15 protein-coding genes are annotated in these 16,564 nt (G+C 71.7%); 8 read left to right on the top strand and 7 right to left on the bottom strand.

The features are described 5' to 3' along the window. Nucleotides 1-77: 77 nt before the first annotated feature. From ACZ56U_RS16085 to ACZ56U_RS16070, 4 genes are all read right to left on the bottom strand, one after another. Nucleotides 78-1,832, bottom strand: a complete 1,755-nt coding sequence (locus ACZ56U_RS16085) for a TIGR03767 family metallophosphoesterase (protein WP_469084626.1) — start codon at nt 1,830-1,832, stop codon at nt 78-80. Between the two features lie 226 nt (nt 1,833-2,058). Beyond that, entirely contained in the window at nt 2,059-2,511 is a 453-nt protein-coding gene (locus ACZ56U_RS16080) for an NUDIX hydrolase (protein WP_469084625.1), read from the bottom strand. 9 nt (nt 2,512-2,520) lie between these two features. Continuing rightward, a complete protein-coding gene (locus tag ACZ56U_RS16075) occupies nt 2,521-3,420 on the bottom strand; it encodes a pyridoxamine 5'-phosphate oxidase family protein (protein WP_469084624.1) in 900 nt (299 codons plus the stop codon). Between the two features lie 17 nt (nt 3,421-3,437). Beyond that, a complete protein-coding gene (locus ACZ56U_RS16070) occupies nt 3,438-3,881 on the bottom strand; it encodes a VOC family protein (RefSeq protein WP_469084623.1) in 444 nt (147 codons plus the stop codon). A 113-nt stretch (nt 3,882-3,994) separates the two neighbouring features. Here ACZ56U_RS16070 and ACZ56U_RS16065 point away from each other — a divergent pair, with 113 nt between their 5' ends. After that, a complete protein-coding gene (locus ACZ56U_RS16065) occupies nt 3,995-4,522 on the top strand; it encodes a CGNR zinc finger domain-containing protein (protein WP_469084622.1) in 528 nt (175 codons plus the stop codon). A 238-nt stretch (nt 4,523-4,760) separates the two neighbouring features. After that, nucleotides 4,761-8,078 (top strand): S8 family serine peptidase, encoded by a 3,318-nt coding sequence (locus ACZ56U_RS16060; protein WP_469084621.1) that lies wholly within the window; start codon nt 4,761-4,763, stop codon nt 8,076-8,078. An 84-nt stretch (nt 8,079-8,162) separates the two neighbouring features. Here the strand turns inward: ACZ56U_RS16060 and ACZ56U_RS16055 are convergent, their stop codons facing one another. Then, nucleotides 8,163-8,939 (bottom strand): hypothetical protein, encoded by a 777-nt coding sequence (locus ACZ56U_RS16055; protein ID WP_469084620.1) that lies wholly within the window; start codon nt 8,937-8,939, stop codon nt 8,163-8,165. Nucleotide 8,940: 1 nt separating this feature from the next. After that, nucleotides 8,941-9,468, bottom strand: a complete 528-nt coding sequence (locus tag ACZ56U_RS16050; RefSeq protein WP_469084619.1) for an RNA polymerase sigma factor — start codon at nt 9,466-9,468, stop codon at nt 8,941-8,943. Nucleotides 9,469-10,074: 606 nt separating this feature from the next. On the opposite strand from ACZ56U_RS16050, the gene ACZ56U_RS16045 reads away from it, so the two are divergent. Further along, nucleotides 10,075-10,230, top strand: a complete 156-nt coding sequence (locus ACZ56U_RS16045; RefSeq protein ID WP_469084618.1) for a hypothetical protein — start codon at nt 10,075-10,077, stop codon at nt 10,228-10,230. 106 nt (nt 10,231-10,336) lie between these two features. Continuing rightward, entirely contained in the window at nt 10,337-11,353 is a 1,017-nt protein-coding gene (locus ACZ56U_RS16040; RefSeq protein WP_469084617.1) for an aspartate-semialdehyde dehydrogenase, read from the top strand. Between the two features lie 87 nt (nt 11,354-11,440). Here the strand turns inward: ACZ56U_RS16040 and ACZ56U_RS16035 are convergent, their stop codons facing one another. Continuing rightward, nucleotides 11,441-12,376: a ScbA/BarX family gamma-butyrolactone biosynthesis protein gene (locus ACZ56U_RS16035; protein ID WP_469084616.1), complete on the bottom strand. Its 936-nt coding sequence runs from the start codon at nt 12,374-12,376 to the stop codon at nt 11,441-11,443. 219 nt (nt 12,377-12,595) lie between these two features. On the opposite strand from ACZ56U_RS16035, the gene ACZ56U_RS16030 reads away from it, so the two are divergent. From ACZ56U_RS16030 to ACZ56U_RS16015, 4 genes are all read left to right on the top strand, one after another. Continuing rightward, a complete protein-coding gene (locus ACZ56U_RS16030; protein ID WP_469084615.1) occupies nt 12,596-13,222 on the top strand; it encodes a ScbR family autoregulator-binding transcription factor in 627 nt (208 codons plus the stop codon). 18 nt (nt 13,223-13,240) lie between these two features. After that, on the top strand, nt 13,241-13,972 hold the full coding sequence (locus tag ACZ56U_RS16025; RefSeq protein WP_469084614.1) for an HAD family hydrolase: 732 nt from the start codon (nt 13,241-13,243) through the stop codon (nt 13,970-13,972). Continuing rightward, on the top strand, nt 13,969-14,757 hold the full coding sequence (locus tag ACZ56U_RS16020; protein WP_469084613.1) for an SDR family NAD(P)-dependent oxidoreductase: 789 nt from the start codon (nt 13,969-13,971) through the stop codon (nt 14,755-14,757). Before ACZ56U_RS16025 ends, ACZ56U_RS16020 begins: the two co-directional genes overlap by 4 nt. 134 nt (nt 14,758-14,891) lie before the next feature. Then, complete coding sequence (locus ACZ56U_RS16015) at nt 14,892-16,118, top strand: MFS transporter (RefSeq protein WP_469084612.1); 1,227 nt, start codon at nt 14,892-14,894, stop codon at nt 16,116-16,118. The last annotated feature ends 446 nt before the right edge of the window (nt 16,119-16,564 follow it).

Below are 16,564 nucleotides of genomic sequence, written 5' to 3'. Positions count from 1 at the left end.
CTTCGTCGAGCGTGGTCGGGGGAGGAGACCCGGCCGAGATCGCCGAGGTTGCGCCGGGTGAACCGGTTGAGCGGGTTTCAGCCCTTCTTCAGCACCAGCTCCGTGTTGCGGTCCCGGGCGCCGCCCGCGAGGTCGGTGCGGGCGCCGGGGGCGTTGTAGGACAGCTCGCGGTAGAGGGCGGCGAGGCCGGTCTGGGAGAGGTCGGCGAAGTCCGTGCGGTGCGGGGCGGAGGACTCCACGCAGGTGGTGAACAGGGAGATCGTGCCGTCCTTGTTGTCCACCAGCTCGATGACGCGGGCGAGTTGGGGATAGTCGACGTGGGAGGCGGTGGAGATCTCCCAGAAGGAGCGGCCGTCGCCGACGGCGTGCGCGGTGATGTCGTTGCGGTGGATGTGGCCGTTCACCCAGGCGAGGACGTTCCGGTGCCGGCCGAGCAGGGTGAGGACCTCCGCGCCGGTGTGCCGCCGCTCGCCGGGGCGGGCCGGGTCGGGGCGGGTGTTGTCCATCGACGAGCTGGTGTGATGGCTGAAGATCACGGCGTACGAGTCCTTGTTCTCCTTCAGGGTCCGCTCCAGCCACTTCAGCTGGGCGGACCCCACGGACCCCTCGTAGTGGCCGCCCGCGTCGGTGGTGTCGAGGCTGATGCCGATGACGTCCTCGGCGATACGGAAGGAGTAGTACTGGGTGCCCGCGTCGAGGTTGGCGGTGGAGTAGCCGTGGCCGACCGGACCGAGGCCGCGGTAGGCCGGGTCCAGGTGGGCCTGGAGGTACTCGCGCGGCGTGAACGGGGCCCGTGACGCGTCCGGGGTCACCGAGCGCATGTCACGGGCGTGCGCCTTGAGCAGGTCGCGAAAGCCCACGCCCCGGGGGTCCTTGGCCTTCTTGATCGCGTCCTGGAGCTTCTTCGCCTCGGCCGCGGGCAGGCTCATCAGCTTCTTCCCGCCGACCGCGTACTCGGTGAGCCAGGAGTCGCCGTGCGAGGCGTAGCAGCCCAGCGGCATGGAGTCGTGGTTGCCGACCGTGGAGTACCAGGGCAGGTTCAGGCCGGGGCTGTTCAGCTCGCGGATCGCGGCGGCCAGGAAGCCGTCGAGGTGCGGGAAGCCGCGCTGCTTGTCGGCGTCGCGGACGGTGGTGTCGGGCTGCCAGTACTGCTTGATGCCGCTGTTCTGGACGCCCTCGTAGTGGCGCGGGTCACCGGAGTTGGGGCGGATGCGCCCGCCGCTCATGACCTTCAGGAACCACTCCAGCTCGGACCTCGCGTTGTTGTCCGTGTTGTCGCCGGTGGTCATGGCGAAGTGCAGCGGCGCGCCGGTCACCGGTCCGCCGCGCAGCGCGTTGACCCGCTCCACGAGCGCGACCGCCCCGTGCACGGTGAGCGCCTCCTGCGGCCGCCAGGCGTGCACGTCGGTCGAACGCAGGTACTCCAGGCGCAGCGGGTGCTGGGCGTCCATCAGGTGCAGGTCGGTGAGCTGTACGAACGCGGCGAGCGCGGTCCGGCGGCCGGCCCGCCCCGACTTCGGGGTGGCGAGGTCGTCGCGTACCACCCGGCGCCAGCCGATGCCGTCGCCGAGGCGGCGGAAGCCGGAGGAGGTACGGGGGGCGGCGACGGTGGCGACGGTCGTGCCGCGGGTGTACGGGGCGAGCGGGGCGGCGGCCGGCGCCTGCCGCGACCGGGCGACGGGCGCCTCGGCGGCGGTGCCGGTGCCGGGGGCCGTGGTGGTGGCGGCCTGGCTGTCGGTGGGCCGCAGGGCGTAGCCGACGCCCGCCGAGACGGCTGCGGCGCCGGTGGCGGCGAGGACGGTACGGCGGTTGACAGAGCGTGTGCGCGACATGGCGCGGTCTCCCCGAGTGCGAACGCGTCGGCAGTGGTCGCGGGGGGTCCGCAGTCGCGAACAACCCGCTCACCCTGGATCGTTGGCACCGGGGATGGCCTGCGCGTGAACGAGACGGCAACGACCGACACCGATCACCGTACGTGGATCTTGGGCTGCCCTCCGCGTCCACGGCCGCTCCTCGAACGGCCGGGAGGCGGTCACTCCGTGTTCATCTCGCGGGCTACTACCGCTGTACCACCCGCCCCGTCACCGGCCGCTCCCGCCACAGCCGCAGTCCGACGTCGACCAGGTTGACGTGGTTCAGCTCGGGCACCGCGTCGAGGTCGTGCCAGGCGGCCATGTCCGTGGAGCCGCCGACCTCGGGGCGCAGTTCGCCGCCGGTGACGCGGGCCTCGTAGACGAGGCCCACGCCGTGGTGGTCGACGGTGCGGCCGAGGCGGCGGCGGGAGATGTGGTGGCGTGAGCGCACGCCGAGCAGGCCGGTGATCTCGATGGTGTAGCCCGTCTCCTCCGCCACCTCCCGGTGGACGGTGTCGTACGGGTCCTCGCCGTGCTCCATGCCGCCGCCCGGCAGGGTCCACTCCGGGCGTCCGTCGCCGCCCACCCAGCGGGCGAGGAGGAGCTGGCCGTCGCGGACGCATATGGCGTAGGCCGCCACCCTCAAGTTCTTGCGCATACCGGCAAGTTAGCCCGCCGGATCCGGATTGGCCGGTGAGTATGCGGGCGCCGACCAGCGCAGCGGCACCGCCGACGGTGTCCGCACGGCCTCCGTCAGCGTGAAGCGCACCCGGCGTTCCCCGCCGTCGAACTCCGTCCTCGCCTCGCCCGTCAGCTGGAGCACGGTGCCCGTCGTCCAGTCCAGGAACAGCAGGCCCGCCCGGGGGTCCGCCGCGAGGTTGCCGAGCGTGAGGAACATGACGTTGCCCGGGTAGTCCCGCCAGCTCAGCTCGCGCGGTGAACGCACCGTCACGAAGCCGGGGTTGCCGCCCCGGTGGCTGACGTCGGCGCCCGCGGCGTGGGTCGTGGCCAGGAAGAAGGTGTCCGCCGCGGTGATGAACCCGGCCTGGTCCGGGGTCAGTTCGCCGCCGCGCCGCTGCGGGCCGGGGCGCCGGTCGCCGACCACCTCGTACGCCTCCCTGCGTTGCAGATACTTGGGGCAGTTGGCGAACACCCTCTCCGCCTCCACCGCGAACCCCTCTCGCGTCGGCCGGAGGCGGCCGTTCAGGCGCATACGGCGGCGGGTGCGCGGGTCGAGGGCGATCGTGCCGACGGGCAGTTCGGGGGTGGTGAGGGCGTCGGCCAGCGGGTCGGTCTCCGGGACGCCGCCCGCCACCGACATCCGGTGCGCTCCGGTGGCGCGGACGAAGCCCGGCGTGCCGGTGAGCACCGAGGCCCACACCCGGCCCGTCGCCGGGTCTTCCGCGCCGAGCACCAGGAACGGCTGCGCCTCCAGGAAGGCCGCGGCGACCGGCTTGATGCCCTCGCCGATCGACCGCCCCACGTGGTCCGCGGCCTCCCGCACCCCCACCCGGTCCTGCACGGCCCGTGAGCCCGCGTGATAGACCCCCGGGGCGGTGCCGCTCATGTCGTGGACGCTCATGGCTAGAAGAAGCCGCAGGTCGGCGCCGACTCGACCGGGGCGGGCCCGCCGTCCGCGCCGCTCGGCACGGAGATCTCCAGGCGGGTGCCGTCCGGGTCGTGGAAGAAGATGCCGCCCGACGCCGAGCCCTCCCGGTGGGCGACGACCCCCTCGTAGGCGAAGTCCACGCCGTACGTGCGCAGCGCCTGCTCGTACTGCCTGACCCGCTCGATCGAGTCCGCCTCGAAGGCGAGGTGGTGCAGGCCGGCGCGGTCGCCCGCGAAGGCCGCCTCCGCCTGCTGCCAGAGGGTGAGGACGAGGCTCTCGCCGTCGCCCAGGAACGCGTAGCGGCGGCCCTCCTCCTTGCCCTCGCCGATCGCCGTGAAGCCCAGGACGTCGCGGTAGAACGCGAGCGAGCGGTCGAGGTCGGTGACGTTCAGGCCGATGTGGCCGGTACGCAGGGTCATGAGGGTCCCCCTTCAGCAGCAGATCTAACCTGTTATTGAGAGATTAAAGGTTAGAGATGCCGAGCGCAACCGGTCACGTACCCTTGAGCGGTTAGCACGGAAGGGAGCCCCACATGTCCGCCGACCCCCGCCCCCTCACCGGCGAGCCCCTCGCCCTCGATCTGCTCAACACGCGGTGGATGCGGGAGGGGGCCGTGCAGGACCTCCTGGCGGACACGGACGGACTGGCCGTGTGGCTGGCGGCGAACGGGCTCGACGGGCGCTTCGACGCCGACGCGGCCACCCTGCGCCACACGCTCCAGGCCCGGGACGCACTGCACCGGGCGGTCCACCAGGGCGCCACGGAACCGGTCGACGAAGTCCTCGCCCACGGGCGGATCCGGGCCACCCTGACCGCCGAGGGGCCGGGCGAGGCGCCCGAGTTCCACGACGCGGCCTGGGGCCCGGCATGGCTCGCCGCCCGCGGTTACCTGGAACTCCTCAGAACCGCGCCGGACCGGATCCGCACCTGCGCCCACGACGCGTGCATCCTGCACTTCTTCGACACCTCACGGAACGGCACCCGCCGCTGGTGCTCGATGGCGGCCTGCGGGAACCGGGCGAAGGCGTCGCGGCACTACGCGCGCACCAAGGAAAGTTGACGGCTCTACCAGACGATCCTGAGAGGCGAGAGAGTGACTTATCCCTTTTGCCGGTCAACTCCCTAAAACGGATCGCGGGTTTTCCCCATACGCCCATATCGATTCGGTCAACTCTCCCTAAACATCCTTCCCATGCGTAAAGCTGTGCGATCGTCCGGGATCTCGTTCCGGGCCTTCGCGGTCAGGACCGATCGGCCCCGGCCGCTACCGCACGTTCCTTTACCTACAAGGGATGCCGATGACCCTCACCCCTCAGCGCGAACCGATATCGGGCGGCGCGAGACGCGTGGTGCGCATAGCCGTCGCCGCCGGTCTCGTCGCCGCGCTCTCCGCCGCCGGGCCGATACCCATGGCGTTCGCGGCCGACGCCGACACGCCGGCCGCGGCCGACCCCGGCGCCAAGTCCGCCCACGACAAGCTCGGTTCGGACGACGCGGACCTGCTCGCCGAGGCGAAGGCCGAGGGCGACAAGACCATCTCGATGATGATCGCGACCGCTCCGGGGCAGACCGAGCAGGTCGCCAAGCAGCTGGACGCCGTCGACGGCGGTCTCGTGGGCCGCACCTTCGACAAGGTCGGATACGTCCGGGCCACCGTCCCCACCGCGAAGGCGGACTCGGCCATCGCCGCCGCCGTCAAGCTCTCCTCCGTGCACGGCATCGACCTGCGCCAGGAGATCCCGCTGGACGACCCGACGCCGAGCGCGGACACCGCCAAGCGTGCCGCCGGCGCGACAGCCTCCCCCAAGGCCCCCGGCAAGAAGACCCCCGCCGAGAACCCGTACAACCCGTCCTTCGAGACGGGCGCCGTCGACTTCGTCGAGGACCACCCGAAGGCGGACGGCCGCGGCATCACCATCGGCATCCTCGACTCGGGCATCGACCTCGGCCACCCGTCGCTGCAGAAGACCACCACCGGTGAGCGCAAGGTCGTCGACTGGGTCACCTCGACCGACCCGGTCTCCGACGGCGACCTCTCCTGGCGGCGGATGACCACCTCCGTGGCCGGCCCGGCGTTCTCGGCGACCCCCGCGGGCGGCGCCGCCGAGACCTTCAAGGCCCCGGACGGCTCGTACAAGTTCAACTACTTCTACGAGTCCGTGACCTCCGGCGGCGACCAGGCGGGCGACGTCAACCGGGACGGCGACACCACCGACGCCTGGGGCGTGCTCTACGACGCCGCGGCCGGCACCATGCGGGTCGACCTCGACGACGACCACGACTTCACCGACGAAGAGGCCCTGAAGCCGTACAAGGACGGCCACCAGATCGCCTACTTCGGCACGGACAACCCGGCGACCGAGGTCTCCGAGCGCATCCCGTTCGTCGCCGAGATCCGCAAGGACGTCGTCTACAACGCCTCCGGCGCCAAGGCCGACTACGTCAACATCGGCATGATCTCCAGCGAGCACGGCACGCACGTCGCCGGCATCACCGCCGCCAACAGCCTGTTCGGCGGCAAGATGAACGGTGCCGCCCCGGGCGCCAAGCTGGTCTCCTCCCGCGCGTGCGTGTTCGGCCCCGGCTGCACCAACATCGCGCTCACCGAGGGCATGATCGACCTCGTCGCCAACCGCGGCGTCGACATCGTCAACATGTCCATCGGCGGTCTCCCGGCGCTGAACGACGGCAACAACGCGCGTTCCGAGCTCTACACGCGCCTCATCGACACCTACGGCGTCCAGCTGGTCATCTCGGCCGGCAACTCCGGCCCCGGTGCCAACACCATCGGCGACCCCGGTCTGGCCGACAAGGTGATCTCCGTCGGCGCCTCGATCTCCAAGGCGACCTGGTACGTCAACTACGGCTCGGTCGTGGAGAAGAAGTACGCGATGATGCCGTTCTCCTCGCGCGGTCCGCGTGAGGACGGCGGCTTCACCCCGACCCTGGTCGCCCCGGGTGCCGCGATCAACACGATCCAGACCTGGCTGCCGGGCGCCCCGGTCGCCGAGGCGGGCTACTCGCTGCCGGCCGGCTACGGCATGCTCCAGGGCACCTCGATGGCGTCCCCGCAGGCCGCGGGCGCCTCGGCGCTGCTGCTGTCCGCCGCCAAGGCCAAGGGCATCGAGCTCACCCCGAAGACCCTGCGCACGGCGCTGACCTCGACCGCCGACCACATCAAGGGTGTGCAGGCGTACGAGGAGGGCGCGGGCCTCATCAACATCGAGGACGCCTGGGACTCCATCAAGGACGGCGCGACCGCCCACGACTACACCGTCAAGGCGCCGGTCGACACCGCGATCGACCAGCTCCTGAAGACTCCGGGCTTCGGCACCGGCATCTACGACCGTGAGGGCGGCCTGAAGGCCGGCGTGAAGAAGTCGTACGAGGTCACCATCACCCGTACGTCCGGCGCCGACAAGGCGATCCGCCACGAGCTGCACCTGGAGAACAACGCCTCCGGCACGTTCTCGATCGTCGGCTCGGACGAGATCAAGCTGGGGCTGAACAAGCCCGTCACCGTCAAGATCGCCGCGAAGTCGCCGACCGCCGGCCTCAAGAGCGCGATCCTCGAGGTCGACGACCCGCGCACCGAGGGCATCGACAAGCAGGTCCTCAACACGGTCGTGGTCTCGACGCCGCTGAAGTACACCTACTCGGCGTCGAACACCGTCCAGCGCAACAGCTCGCAGCACTACTTCGTGACCGTCCCCGAGGGCGCCAAGTCCCTCGAGGTCGCCATCGGCGGGCTGAAGGGCCAGAGCCAGACCCGGTTCATGACGATCCACCCGTACGGCGTGTCCGCGGAGGACTCCGCGTTCTCCGGTACGCCGTTCTGCTACAACAACTACCTCGACGGCAACGGCTGCAAGCCCGACGTGCGTTCGTACGCGGACCCGGTCGCGGGCGTCTGGGAGATCGAGGTCGAGTCGCGCCGTACGTCGCCGCTGCTCGACAACCCGTACACGCTGGACGTCAGCGTCCTCGGCGCCACCTTCGACCCGGAGGTCGTGACCGTGCCCGAGGCCAAGGTCGGCGCGCCGACCGCCGCCTCCTGGAAGGTGACGAACAAGTTCGCCGCGCTCGACGGCAAGCTCGTCGGCGGCCCGCTCGGCTCGGCCAAGTCGGCCCGCCCGACCATCGCCAACGGCGAGACCCAGGTCACCACGGTCGAGGTGCCCGAGGGCGCCAAGTCCCTGGACGTGGCCATCGGCAACGTCTCCGACGCGGCCGCCGACCTCGACCTGGTCGTCCTCGCCCCCGACGGCAGCGAGGCGGGCACCTCCGCCGACGGCGACTCCGAGGAGTCCGTCTCGGTGGCCTCCCCGGCCGCCGGCACGTACACCGTCCAGGTCATCGGCTACGCGATCCCGGCCGGCTCCACCGCCTACGACTACCAGGACGTGTTCTTCTCCGCCGCCCTGGGCTCCGTCTCGGTCGACGACTCGGCCGCGGTGAAGCTGGGCACCGGCGCCTCCGCGAACGTCTCCGCGAAGGTCACCGCCCTGGCGGCCGCTCCGGAGGGCCGTGAGTTCTTCGGTCAGGTCCAGCTGATCAACGCGCGCGGCTCGGTCGCGGGCATCGGCAACGTGAAGATCGAGAAGGTCACGCCGTAAGTCATCGGTACGGCATGAGGGGCGGGCGTCCACCGGGCGCCCGCCCCTTCCTCGTGCCGTCCCCCTCTTCCCGTCTGCCGGGTCTCAGCAGCCCAGCTCGCGCGACTTTGGCAACGAGGCCTGGATCCAGGCCCGTTCACGGGCCACCGCCTGCTCGCCGACCACCCAGTGGTCGGGGACCGCGGCGCCCCGCGGGACCCCGAAGAGCACCCGCTCACCGCGGACGAGGCCGGGGGCGAAGGTGTCCTCGACGACGTAGGTGAGCCGCTCCGGGCGCTCCTCCTCCTGCTTGTAGTAGCGGATCACGTCCACGACCACCCTCAACTGCACCCCGTCCGCGAGGCGTTCGACCGAGGCGACGGTGCCCTCGGCGACCAGCCGGGTGCAGGCGAGGTAGTACGGGCTGCCGAAGCGCGTGCCGGCCTGGGCCTCGGGCTGGGACTTCGCGCCGCTGGCGCTGCCGCTGTCGGCCTGGGAGCTCGCGATGCCGTCGGCGCCCTGGGCCGCCAGCCAGCCCAGTCCGGCGACCACGGAGGCCACCGCGGCCACCGCGAGACCACCGAAGGCGAACCGGACGGCGGTGCGTCGGCGGCCCTGGGAAGGACGGGCCGGGTCCCTCCTGACGGCCGGAGTTCTCCTGGCGACCGGAGTTCTCCTGGCGACCGGGATTCTCCTGGCGGCCGGGGCCGGTGGCGGTTCGACGAGCGCGTCGGCGATGAGCCCCAACTGCTCGCGCAGCATCGCCACATCGGCGGCGGCCTTGCGGTGCTCGGCGAGGCAGGCGTCGTCCGCGCCCTCGGGCAGCGGCTCGCCGGTGATCGCGGCCATCAGGGCGTCGGCGCCCTGGTGTTCGGCGGTCATGTCACACCACCTCGTCCTCGTGCAGACGGGCGCGCAGGGCGCGGACCGCCGTGTGCAGCCTGCTCTTGACCGTGCCCTCCGGGACGCCGAGTTCCCGGGCGATGTCACGGACCGGCAGATCGGCGTAGAACCGCAGCACGACGACCTGGCGCTGGGCGTCGGGCAGTTCGTCGAGCCCCTGGGCGACGGCGAGCGAGAGCACGCTGGTGTCCTCGCCGGAGGGGTGCTCCAACTGCCTGAAGGAGGCGAGGCGTTCACCGATCCGCTGCTGACGGCGCTTGGCGCGGTGCCAGTCCATGGCGAGGTTGGAGGCGACGACCGCCGCCCACGCGGAGACGTCGCGCGGAGCCTCGTACCCCTTCGCCGCCCGCTCCAGCAACCGCAGGCGGACCTGCTGCACCCCGTCCGGCAGGTCCGCCTGCGGTACACCGCCGAGCGCGAGCACCGCGCGCACCCGGCGTTCCTGGGCCGCGTCCAGGGGGTCGTCGACGACGTCCCCCTGTCCGTGGCGGGCCTTTCTGCGCAGCACGGCTCCCCCTCTCCTCGCCGCGTTTCCTCTATGACGCCGACCCGGGCGGAAACGTTCGGCCCGGGGCACGGAATTCTTTCTTCACGTGATCTTCACTGTCGCCATGAGCCCCAGGACGCACATCGCCAAAGGGGCGAACACCCCTGTTCCCGCCGGCCTTCTCCGGGTCGCCGTCTGCCGCCGGAAGGTCGCGGGAACACCCTCCGTGGACGTCTCGGCGCCGCTGCTCGACGCCGCCGGCACCGTGCGTGGGGACGCCGACCTCGCCTTCCACGGGCAGCACGGTCCTGCGCTACCAGGGCCCGCCGATCCTGATGACCGTGCGGCGGACCTCGCGCGGCGACAACGAGCACCTGAGCGCCTGGTCCCTGAACCACCCGTTCGGGAAGTCGACCTCCATCGGCGACACCCTGGGCCGCCGCCGGCCCACCCTCGGTCCGGTGTGGGTCGACCCGGGCGGCACCTGCTGCGTCACGGTCCGTGCCGCCGAGGACACGAAGTGGCGTCTGGAGCCGGCCCCGCTCGACGCGGCCCCGGTGCTCGGTGCCCGGACCGCGGGTGGCTGGTACGGAGTCGTTCGTCACACCGGGCCCGGAGGCCGAGCTGGTGATCGCCGGAACGGCCATGATCCATGTCTTCGAGCTCGACGAAAATCTGTTCCCGCACCGGAAACTCACGGCTTCTTCCGGCCCGCACCGCGTTTCCAGCACGTTCCTCCATGTGCGGTCGTTCGGCGGGTGGACGCTGGAGCTGCGCCCCTGACAGGAGTGCCGTCCCATCCCTCGGGCAAAGGATTGGACACAACGGCCCGGGTGAGACGCATGATGGAAACATCCAGGCCATGTAGTACGCACGCGAAGGAGTCACCGTGAGGGTCGGAATCGTCGGAGCCACCGGTCAGGTCGGCACGGTCATGCGCAGGATCCTCAAGGACCGGAACTTCCCCGTCACCGAGCTGCGCCTGTTCGCCTCGGCCCGTTCGGCGGGGTCGGTCCTGGACGGCGTGACGGTCGAGGACGCTTCGACGGCGGACTACACGGGCCTGGACATCGTGCTGTTCTCGGCGGGCGGCGCCACCTCCAGGGCGCTGGCGGAGAAGGTCGCCTCGCAGGGCGCCGTCGTGATCGACAACTCCTCGGCCTGGCGCAAGGACCCCGAGGTGCCCCTGGTGGTCTCCGAGGTGAACCCGCACGCCGTCGCGGACCGCCCCAAGGGCATCATCGCCAACCCGAACTGCACCACGATGGCCGCGATGCCGGTCCTGAAGGTGCTGGACGCCGAGGCGGGCCTGAAGGCGCTCGTCGCCACCACCTACCAGGCGGTCTCCGGCTCCGGGCTCGCGGGCGTGGCGGAGCTGCACGGCCAGGTCCAGAAGGTCGTCGCCGACGCCGACAAGCTCACCCACGACGGCGAGGCGGTCGACTTCCCCGAGCCGCAGGTCTACAAGCGCCCCATCGCCTTCAACGTGCTGCCCTTCGCCGGCAACCTCGTCGAGGACGGCCTGAACGAGACCGACGAGGAGCAGAAGCTCCGCAACGAGTCCCGCAAGATCCTGGAGCTCCCTGAGCTGAAGGTCTCCGGCACCTGTGTCCGCGTCCCGGTCTTCTCCGGGCACTCCCTCCAGGTCAACGCCCGCTTCGAGCGCCCGATCTCCCCGGAGCGCGCGACCGAGCTGCTGGCCGGGGCCCCGGGTGTGGCGCTCTCCGACATCCCGACCCCGCTCCAGGCGGCCGGCAAGGACGTCTCCTACGTCGGCCGTATCCGCGCCGACGAGACCGTCGACAACGGCCTCGCGCTGTTCATCTCCGGCGACAACCTCCGCAAGGGCGCGGCCCTGAACGCGGTCCAGATCGCCGAGCTGGTGGCGGCGGAGCTGTCCGAGTAGGTCGGGTAGATCTGGTAGATCTGGTAGATCTCCCGCTGCTCGCGAGGGGTGGCCGCCTGTCTGGCGGCCACCCCTCGCGTCGTGGTGTCACAGGGCGGCGGCGGTCTCCAGGGTGACGTCGGCGGAGAAGATCCGCAGACCGTTCTGCTCCAAGGTGACCAGGACCCGGCGCCGGCCCTGCGGGTCGGAGGGGAGCAGGTCCGCCCAGACATGGCAGGGCGCGTCGAACTCGGCGTACCGGGTGAACTCCGTCCGCATCCCGACGACCGTCGAGGGACGGTCGGTCACGGCGTGGGCGGCCTGGCGGGCGGCCTCGAGCAGGAGCATGCCGGGGGCGTGGTCGACGGGGTGGTCGAAGAGGACCGGGTGGGCGAGGTCCACGCGCAGCTGCCAGTGTCCGGGCCGGTCGTCGGCGGCCGCGGAGAGCACCACGTCCTCGGGGCGGGTGCGGGCCACCAGCTCCGGTGCGACCGGCGGGCCCGGCGGCAGCGCGTCGGCGGCGGCGCGGGCGAGGTCGGCGTAGCGTCCGCGCAGGCGCTGGTAGACGACGGGCGGCTGGTTGTTGAAGCGGGTCCGGGCGGTGCCCAGCCGCTGTCCCGCGAGCACGACGTCCACGTCCATGGTGAGCGCGGCCAGCCGCGAGCCGCGGCGCACTATGTCGGAGCAGGTGATGTGCAGATCCACTTCGGCCGGGGCGGTGGTGACCATCATCGCGACGGAGTTGAGGTCGAAGTGCAGGTGCTCCCAGGCCTGGCGGTGCCCGAAGGGGACGCCGTAGGCGACGTGGGAGAGCAGAGGTACGGCCTGGCGGACCGACTCGGCGAGCAGCAGCGGGTCGTGGAGCCCGTGGACCGGGTGGTAGAAGGAGTGGGCCCGCGGCCAGTGGGCCGAGACGCGGTAGGAGTCGCGGCCGAGGACCCGCCACGACGAGAGCAGGACCTCGGCGCCGTTGGTCTTGTGCACATGGTTCTGGTGCACGGCCATGACGGGACCCGCCAACTCCTGCTGGAACACTCCGGACATGCTTCCCCCAAAAAGTTCGGATGTGTGAAGGCGTCTCCAGAACGCCTTCAACAACATAAAGAGCGTTCTGTTTTGAAACACCAAGAACAGGCAAAGGATTCTTCAGTGGCGAGTCAACTCAAGTAGACTTTTAGCAGATCTCCCCAGACCCAAGGGTTGCCACGGCAGACCCTTCGCCCGATAACATAAGGAACGTTCTACTTCTTGGGAGGTGCAGCCATGACCGGCGCAAAGCAGGAGCGCGCAGTGCAGACCCGGGAGACCCTTCTCCTGGCGGCCGCCGAGGTCTTCGACGAGTTCGGCTACGCCGGGGCGAGCATCAACCGGATCCTCAAGCGCGCCAAACTGACCGCCGGAGCGCTCTACTTCCACTTCGAGTCCAAGGAGGGCCTGGCCCGGGCGGTGATGAACAGCCAGCCCGAGACCATCGTCCCGCTGCTGGACTCCCACGGGCTCCAGCGCCTTGTGGACATCACGGTCACCTGGGCCCGCCGGCTCCAGGAGGACCCCCTGCTGCGGGCCGGTGTCCGCCTGACCAACGAGCAGGCGTCCTTCGGCCTCCAGGAAGCCGCCCCGTACCGCGCATGGGCGGGGATCATGGCCGACTGCCTGCGCGACGCGCGCGAGCGCGGGGAGTTGCAGCCCGGGGTGGAACCGGACGAGGTGGGCGAGTTCATCGTCGAGGCGTGTACCGGCATGCAGATGTTCTCGGCGGTGGTCAGCGGCCGCACCGACCTGATCGAGCGCGTCACGAGGATGTGGCGTCTGCTCCTGCCCGGCATCGCGGTCCCCACGATCGTCGCCCGCACCGAGACCGGCGCGGACCGTGCGCACGTGGCGGCCTGACCGTCTCACGGAGGATTGATGTCCCTGCCCACGCCTGCCCCGAGCGGTTTCGGCCGCCTGAGACTCGCGGCCCTCAACATCGACGGAGTACTGCTGAACGACACGTTCAGCCCCGTGATCCACCGCTTCATCACCGGCAACGGCGGCCGGTACACCGCCGAGCTGGAACGCTCGGTCTTCTCCCGGCCGCAGCGGGTCGCGGGGCGCAACATGGCCGCCGCGCTGCCCGGCGGGATGACCGGCGAGGAGGCGCTGGCCGCCTACTTCGAGGAGCGGGACGCCTATCTCCTCGAACACCCGGTCACCCTGACACCGGGCGCGATCGCCCTCGTGGAGCGCCTGCGCGCCCTGGGCCTGCGCACGGTGTGCTACGGCGGACTGGGCGCCGAGCACTTCGAGCGGTTCCTCGGCGACTGGGCCGAGTTGTTCGACGGGCCCCGCTATGTGTGCACCAACGACTTCCGGCCGGGGCTGCGCGAGATCACCACCGAGGTCTTCGGACTCCGGCCCGACGAGGCGGTGTTCGTGGACGACGTGGCCCGGGTCGCCGACGCGGCACGGGAGTTGGGCACCGGGTTCATCGGGCACCCCACGGACTTCGCGCACAGCTTCCAGCCCCGGCTGATGCGGGAGGCGGGCGTGCGCCACCTCGTGGACTCGCTGGACGCCATCGACGAGACGTTGCTGCGGACCGTCGACGCGGAGCTGACGGACCACGCCTTCTGGCCGAGCGAGGCGGTGCCGGTATGAGCGACACCTCTACGGCACCCCTCACGTCACCGGCGCTGGACGGCAAGGTCGCCATGATCACCGGTGCCTCCAGCGGGATCGGGGCCGCCGCCGCACGGCTGTTCGCCCGGGAGGGCGCGGCCGTCGTGGTGACGGCCCGGCGCGACGAGCGGTTGCGGGAACTGGCCGAGGAGATCACCGGCGCCGGCGGACGCGTCCTGGCCGTGCCCGGGGACATCACCCGCGCCGAGGATGTCGAACGGGTCGTACGCGCCGCCGTCGACACCTTCGGGCGGCTCGACTGTGCCTTCAACAACGCGGGGTTCGCCACCGCGGGCACCCTGCTGCACGAGATGGACAGGGACGTCTACGAGCGGACCATGGACGTCAATGTGCGCGGCGTCTGGAACTGCCTGTCCCATCAGATCCCCGAGCTGCTCAAGGGCGGGGGCGGCACGATCGTCAACACCTCCAGCGTGGCCGGGCAGCGGGCGACGGGCGCCTCGGCGGCGTACGTGGCCGCCAAGCACGCGGTCCTCGGACTCACCCGGGCCGCCGCCGCGGAGTACGCCCAGCGCGGCATCCGCATCAACGCCCTGGTGGTCGGCAGCACCCGCACCGAGATGATGGACCAGGTCATCCAGGAGCTGCCGCAACTGAAGGAACGCTTCGAGGACGAGACGCTCCAGAAGCGCATGGCCGACCCCGCCGAGGTGGCCCAGGCCGCCGTCTGGCTCTGCTCCGAGCGCTCCTCGTTCGTCACCGGCGCGGCGATAGCGGTCGACGGAGGCACCACGGCCGCCTGACCCCCGGTCGCTGTCGACTGTCCCCAACTCCCTTGAAGTCAGAGCTACTTGGGGCAGTCGGCAGCGACAGGGGACACACCTCGCTGATGTCCTTGCAGACGTAGGAGCCTCGTACGACTGCGAAGGAGTCAGCCGTGTCAGCCGCGTCCCGGACCGTCGCCACCACACATCTGATCAAGACCCGCCCACCCCACCGACCACCACCCGCGCACCGGGCGCCGCTCGGCGTCCTCGGCCTGAGCGCGTTCGTGGTGGGCACCGCCGAGTTCGTCGCCGTCGGCGTGCTGGACCGGATCGCCGACGGGCTGCACGTCTCCGTCACCGCGGTGGGCCTGCTGGTGACCGCCTACGCGCTCGGGGTCTGCGTCGGCGGCCCGTCGCTGACCGCGCTGACCATCCGGGTGCCACGCCGGCTGCTGCTGTGCTGTGCGCTGGCGGTCTACGCGGCCGCCAACGCGCTCGCCGCGCTCGCCGCCTCCTTCGCCGTGCTGGTGGTGGCACGCGCGGTCGCCGGGGCCGTGCACGGGCTGTTCGTCGGGGTCGCCTCGGCCGCCGCCGCGAGCCTGGTCGGGCCCGAGCGCAAGGGGCGGGCGGTGGCCGTCGTCTTCGGCGGCATCGCCGCCGCCAACCTGCTCGGCGTACCGCTGGCCACATACGCGGGCCATGTCCTGCCGTGGCAGTCGGTGTTCGCGGGTATCGCCGTGCTGGCCTGCGTCGCGCTGGGCCTGACGCTCGCGGTGGTACCGCGGGTCGAGAACAGCGGGCAGGGCGAGCTGCGCGCCCAGACCCGCTACCTCCTGACCGCGCCCCCGCTGCTCGCCCTGCTCACGGCGGTCCTGCTGTTCTGCGGCCAGTTCACCGTGTTCACGTTGCTCGGCACCTATCTCCAGAAGGTCACCGGCGTCTCCGGCAGCGCGGTCGGCGGGTACCTGCTGGTCTTCGGCGCGGCCGGAACCGTGGGCACCCTGGCCGGCGGCCGCTTCGCCGACCGGGACGCCGGTACCACGCTGCGAGTGGCCGGCGTGGTGCTCGCGGCGGACCTCGCGGTGCTCTACGCGGTCGGCTCCGAGCCCCTCGCCGTCGCCGTCTGTCTGGCCGTGTTCGGACTGTTCGGCTTCGGCCTGGCCCCGGCGCTGCAACTGCGCACCATCGAACTGGCGGGCCCGGCCGGCGACCTGGCCTCGACCCTCGGCGCCTCGGCCGGAAACGCCGGCATCGCGGCCGGCTCGGCCATCGCCGGCTGGTACGGCGCCCGCTACGGCGTCACAGGCCTCCCCCTGGCAGGCGCCGCGATCTGCACGCTGACCCTCCCCCTGCTGTGGACCCTGCACCGCCTACACCCAACGCCCCCCACCCCCTGACCCACCCCCACCACACGACGCCACCCGGGCCCGGCACCGCACCCCACCCCACCGCACCAACCGCGCCCCGGCATGGGGGGCTCGGCGGGGGCGGGGAGCGGGCGCGACCCGGCGGGGCCGGAGGGCGGGCGCGACCCGGCGGGGGCGGAGGGCGAGCACAGCCCTGCGAGACCGGAGGCCGGGCGCGACCCCGGCGAGGCCGGAGGCCGGGCGCGACCCCGGCGAGGCCGGAGGGCGGGTGGGACCCCACGGGACCGGGAAGCGGGCGCGACACGGCGGAGCCGGAGGCCGGGCACAGCCCTGCGAGGCCGCAGCCCAGGCACAGCCCGGCGAGGCCGGAGGCCGGGCACACCCCCGCAGGGCCCGAGAGCCGGCGCGAGCCGTGGGTGGCCCCGCGGGGCCGGAGGCCTGGCGCGCGGCCACGGGGCGGAGGCCGGGTGCGGATC

The sequence above is a fragment of the Streptomyces sp. NPDC034103 genome (assembly GCF_055575395.1).
The sequence above is the reverse complement of the archived record's forward strand: the minus strand, read 5'-3'. Positions and strand labels throughout refer to the sequence as shown.

Coding starts and splice junctions, on each gene's coding strand:
- ACZ56U_RS16085 (WP_469084626.1), bottom strand. CDS start 1,832: ATGTCGCGCACACGCTCTGTCAACCGCCGTACCGTCCTCGCCGCCACC.
- ACZ56U_RS16080 (WP_469084625.1), bottom strand. CDS start 2,511: ATGCGCAAGAACTTGAGGGTGGCGGCCTACGCCATATGCGTCCGCGAC.
- ACZ56U_RS16075 (WP_469084624.1), bottom strand. CDS start 3,420: ATGAGCGGCACCGCCCCGGGGGTCTATCACGCGGGCTCACGGGCCGTG.
- ACZ56U_RS16070 (WP_469084623.1), bottom strand. CDS start 3,881: ATGACCCTGCGTACCGGCCACATCGGCCTGAACGTCACCGACCTCGAC.
- ACZ56U_RS16065 (WP_469084622.1), top strand. CDS start 3,995: ATGTCCGCCGACCCCCGCCCCCTCACCGGCGAGCCCCTCGCCCTCGAT.
- ACZ56U_RS16060 (WP_469084621.1), top strand. CDS start 4,761: ATGACCCTCACCCCTCAGCGCGAACCGATATCGGGCGGCGCGAGACGC.
- ACZ56U_RS16055 (WP_469084620.1), bottom strand. CDS start 8,939: ATGACCGCCGAACACCAGGGCGCCGACGCCCTGATGGCCGCGATCACC.
- ACZ56U_RS16035 (WP_469084616.1), bottom strand. CDS start 12,376: ATGTCCGGAGTGTTCCAGCAGGAGTTGGCGGGTCCCGTCATGGCCGTG.
- ACZ56U_RS16030 (WP_469084615.1), top strand. CDS start 12,596: ATGACCGGCGCAAAGCAGGAGCGCGCAGTGCAGACCCGGGAGACCCTT.
- ACZ56U_RS16025 (WP_469084614.1), top strand. CDS start 13,241: ATGTCCCTGCCCACGCCTGCCCCGAGCGGTTTCGGCCGCCTGAGACTC.
- ACZ56U_RS16020 (WP_469084613.1), top strand. CDS start 13,969: ATGAGCGACACCTCTACGGCACCCCTCACGTCACCGGCGCTGGACGGC.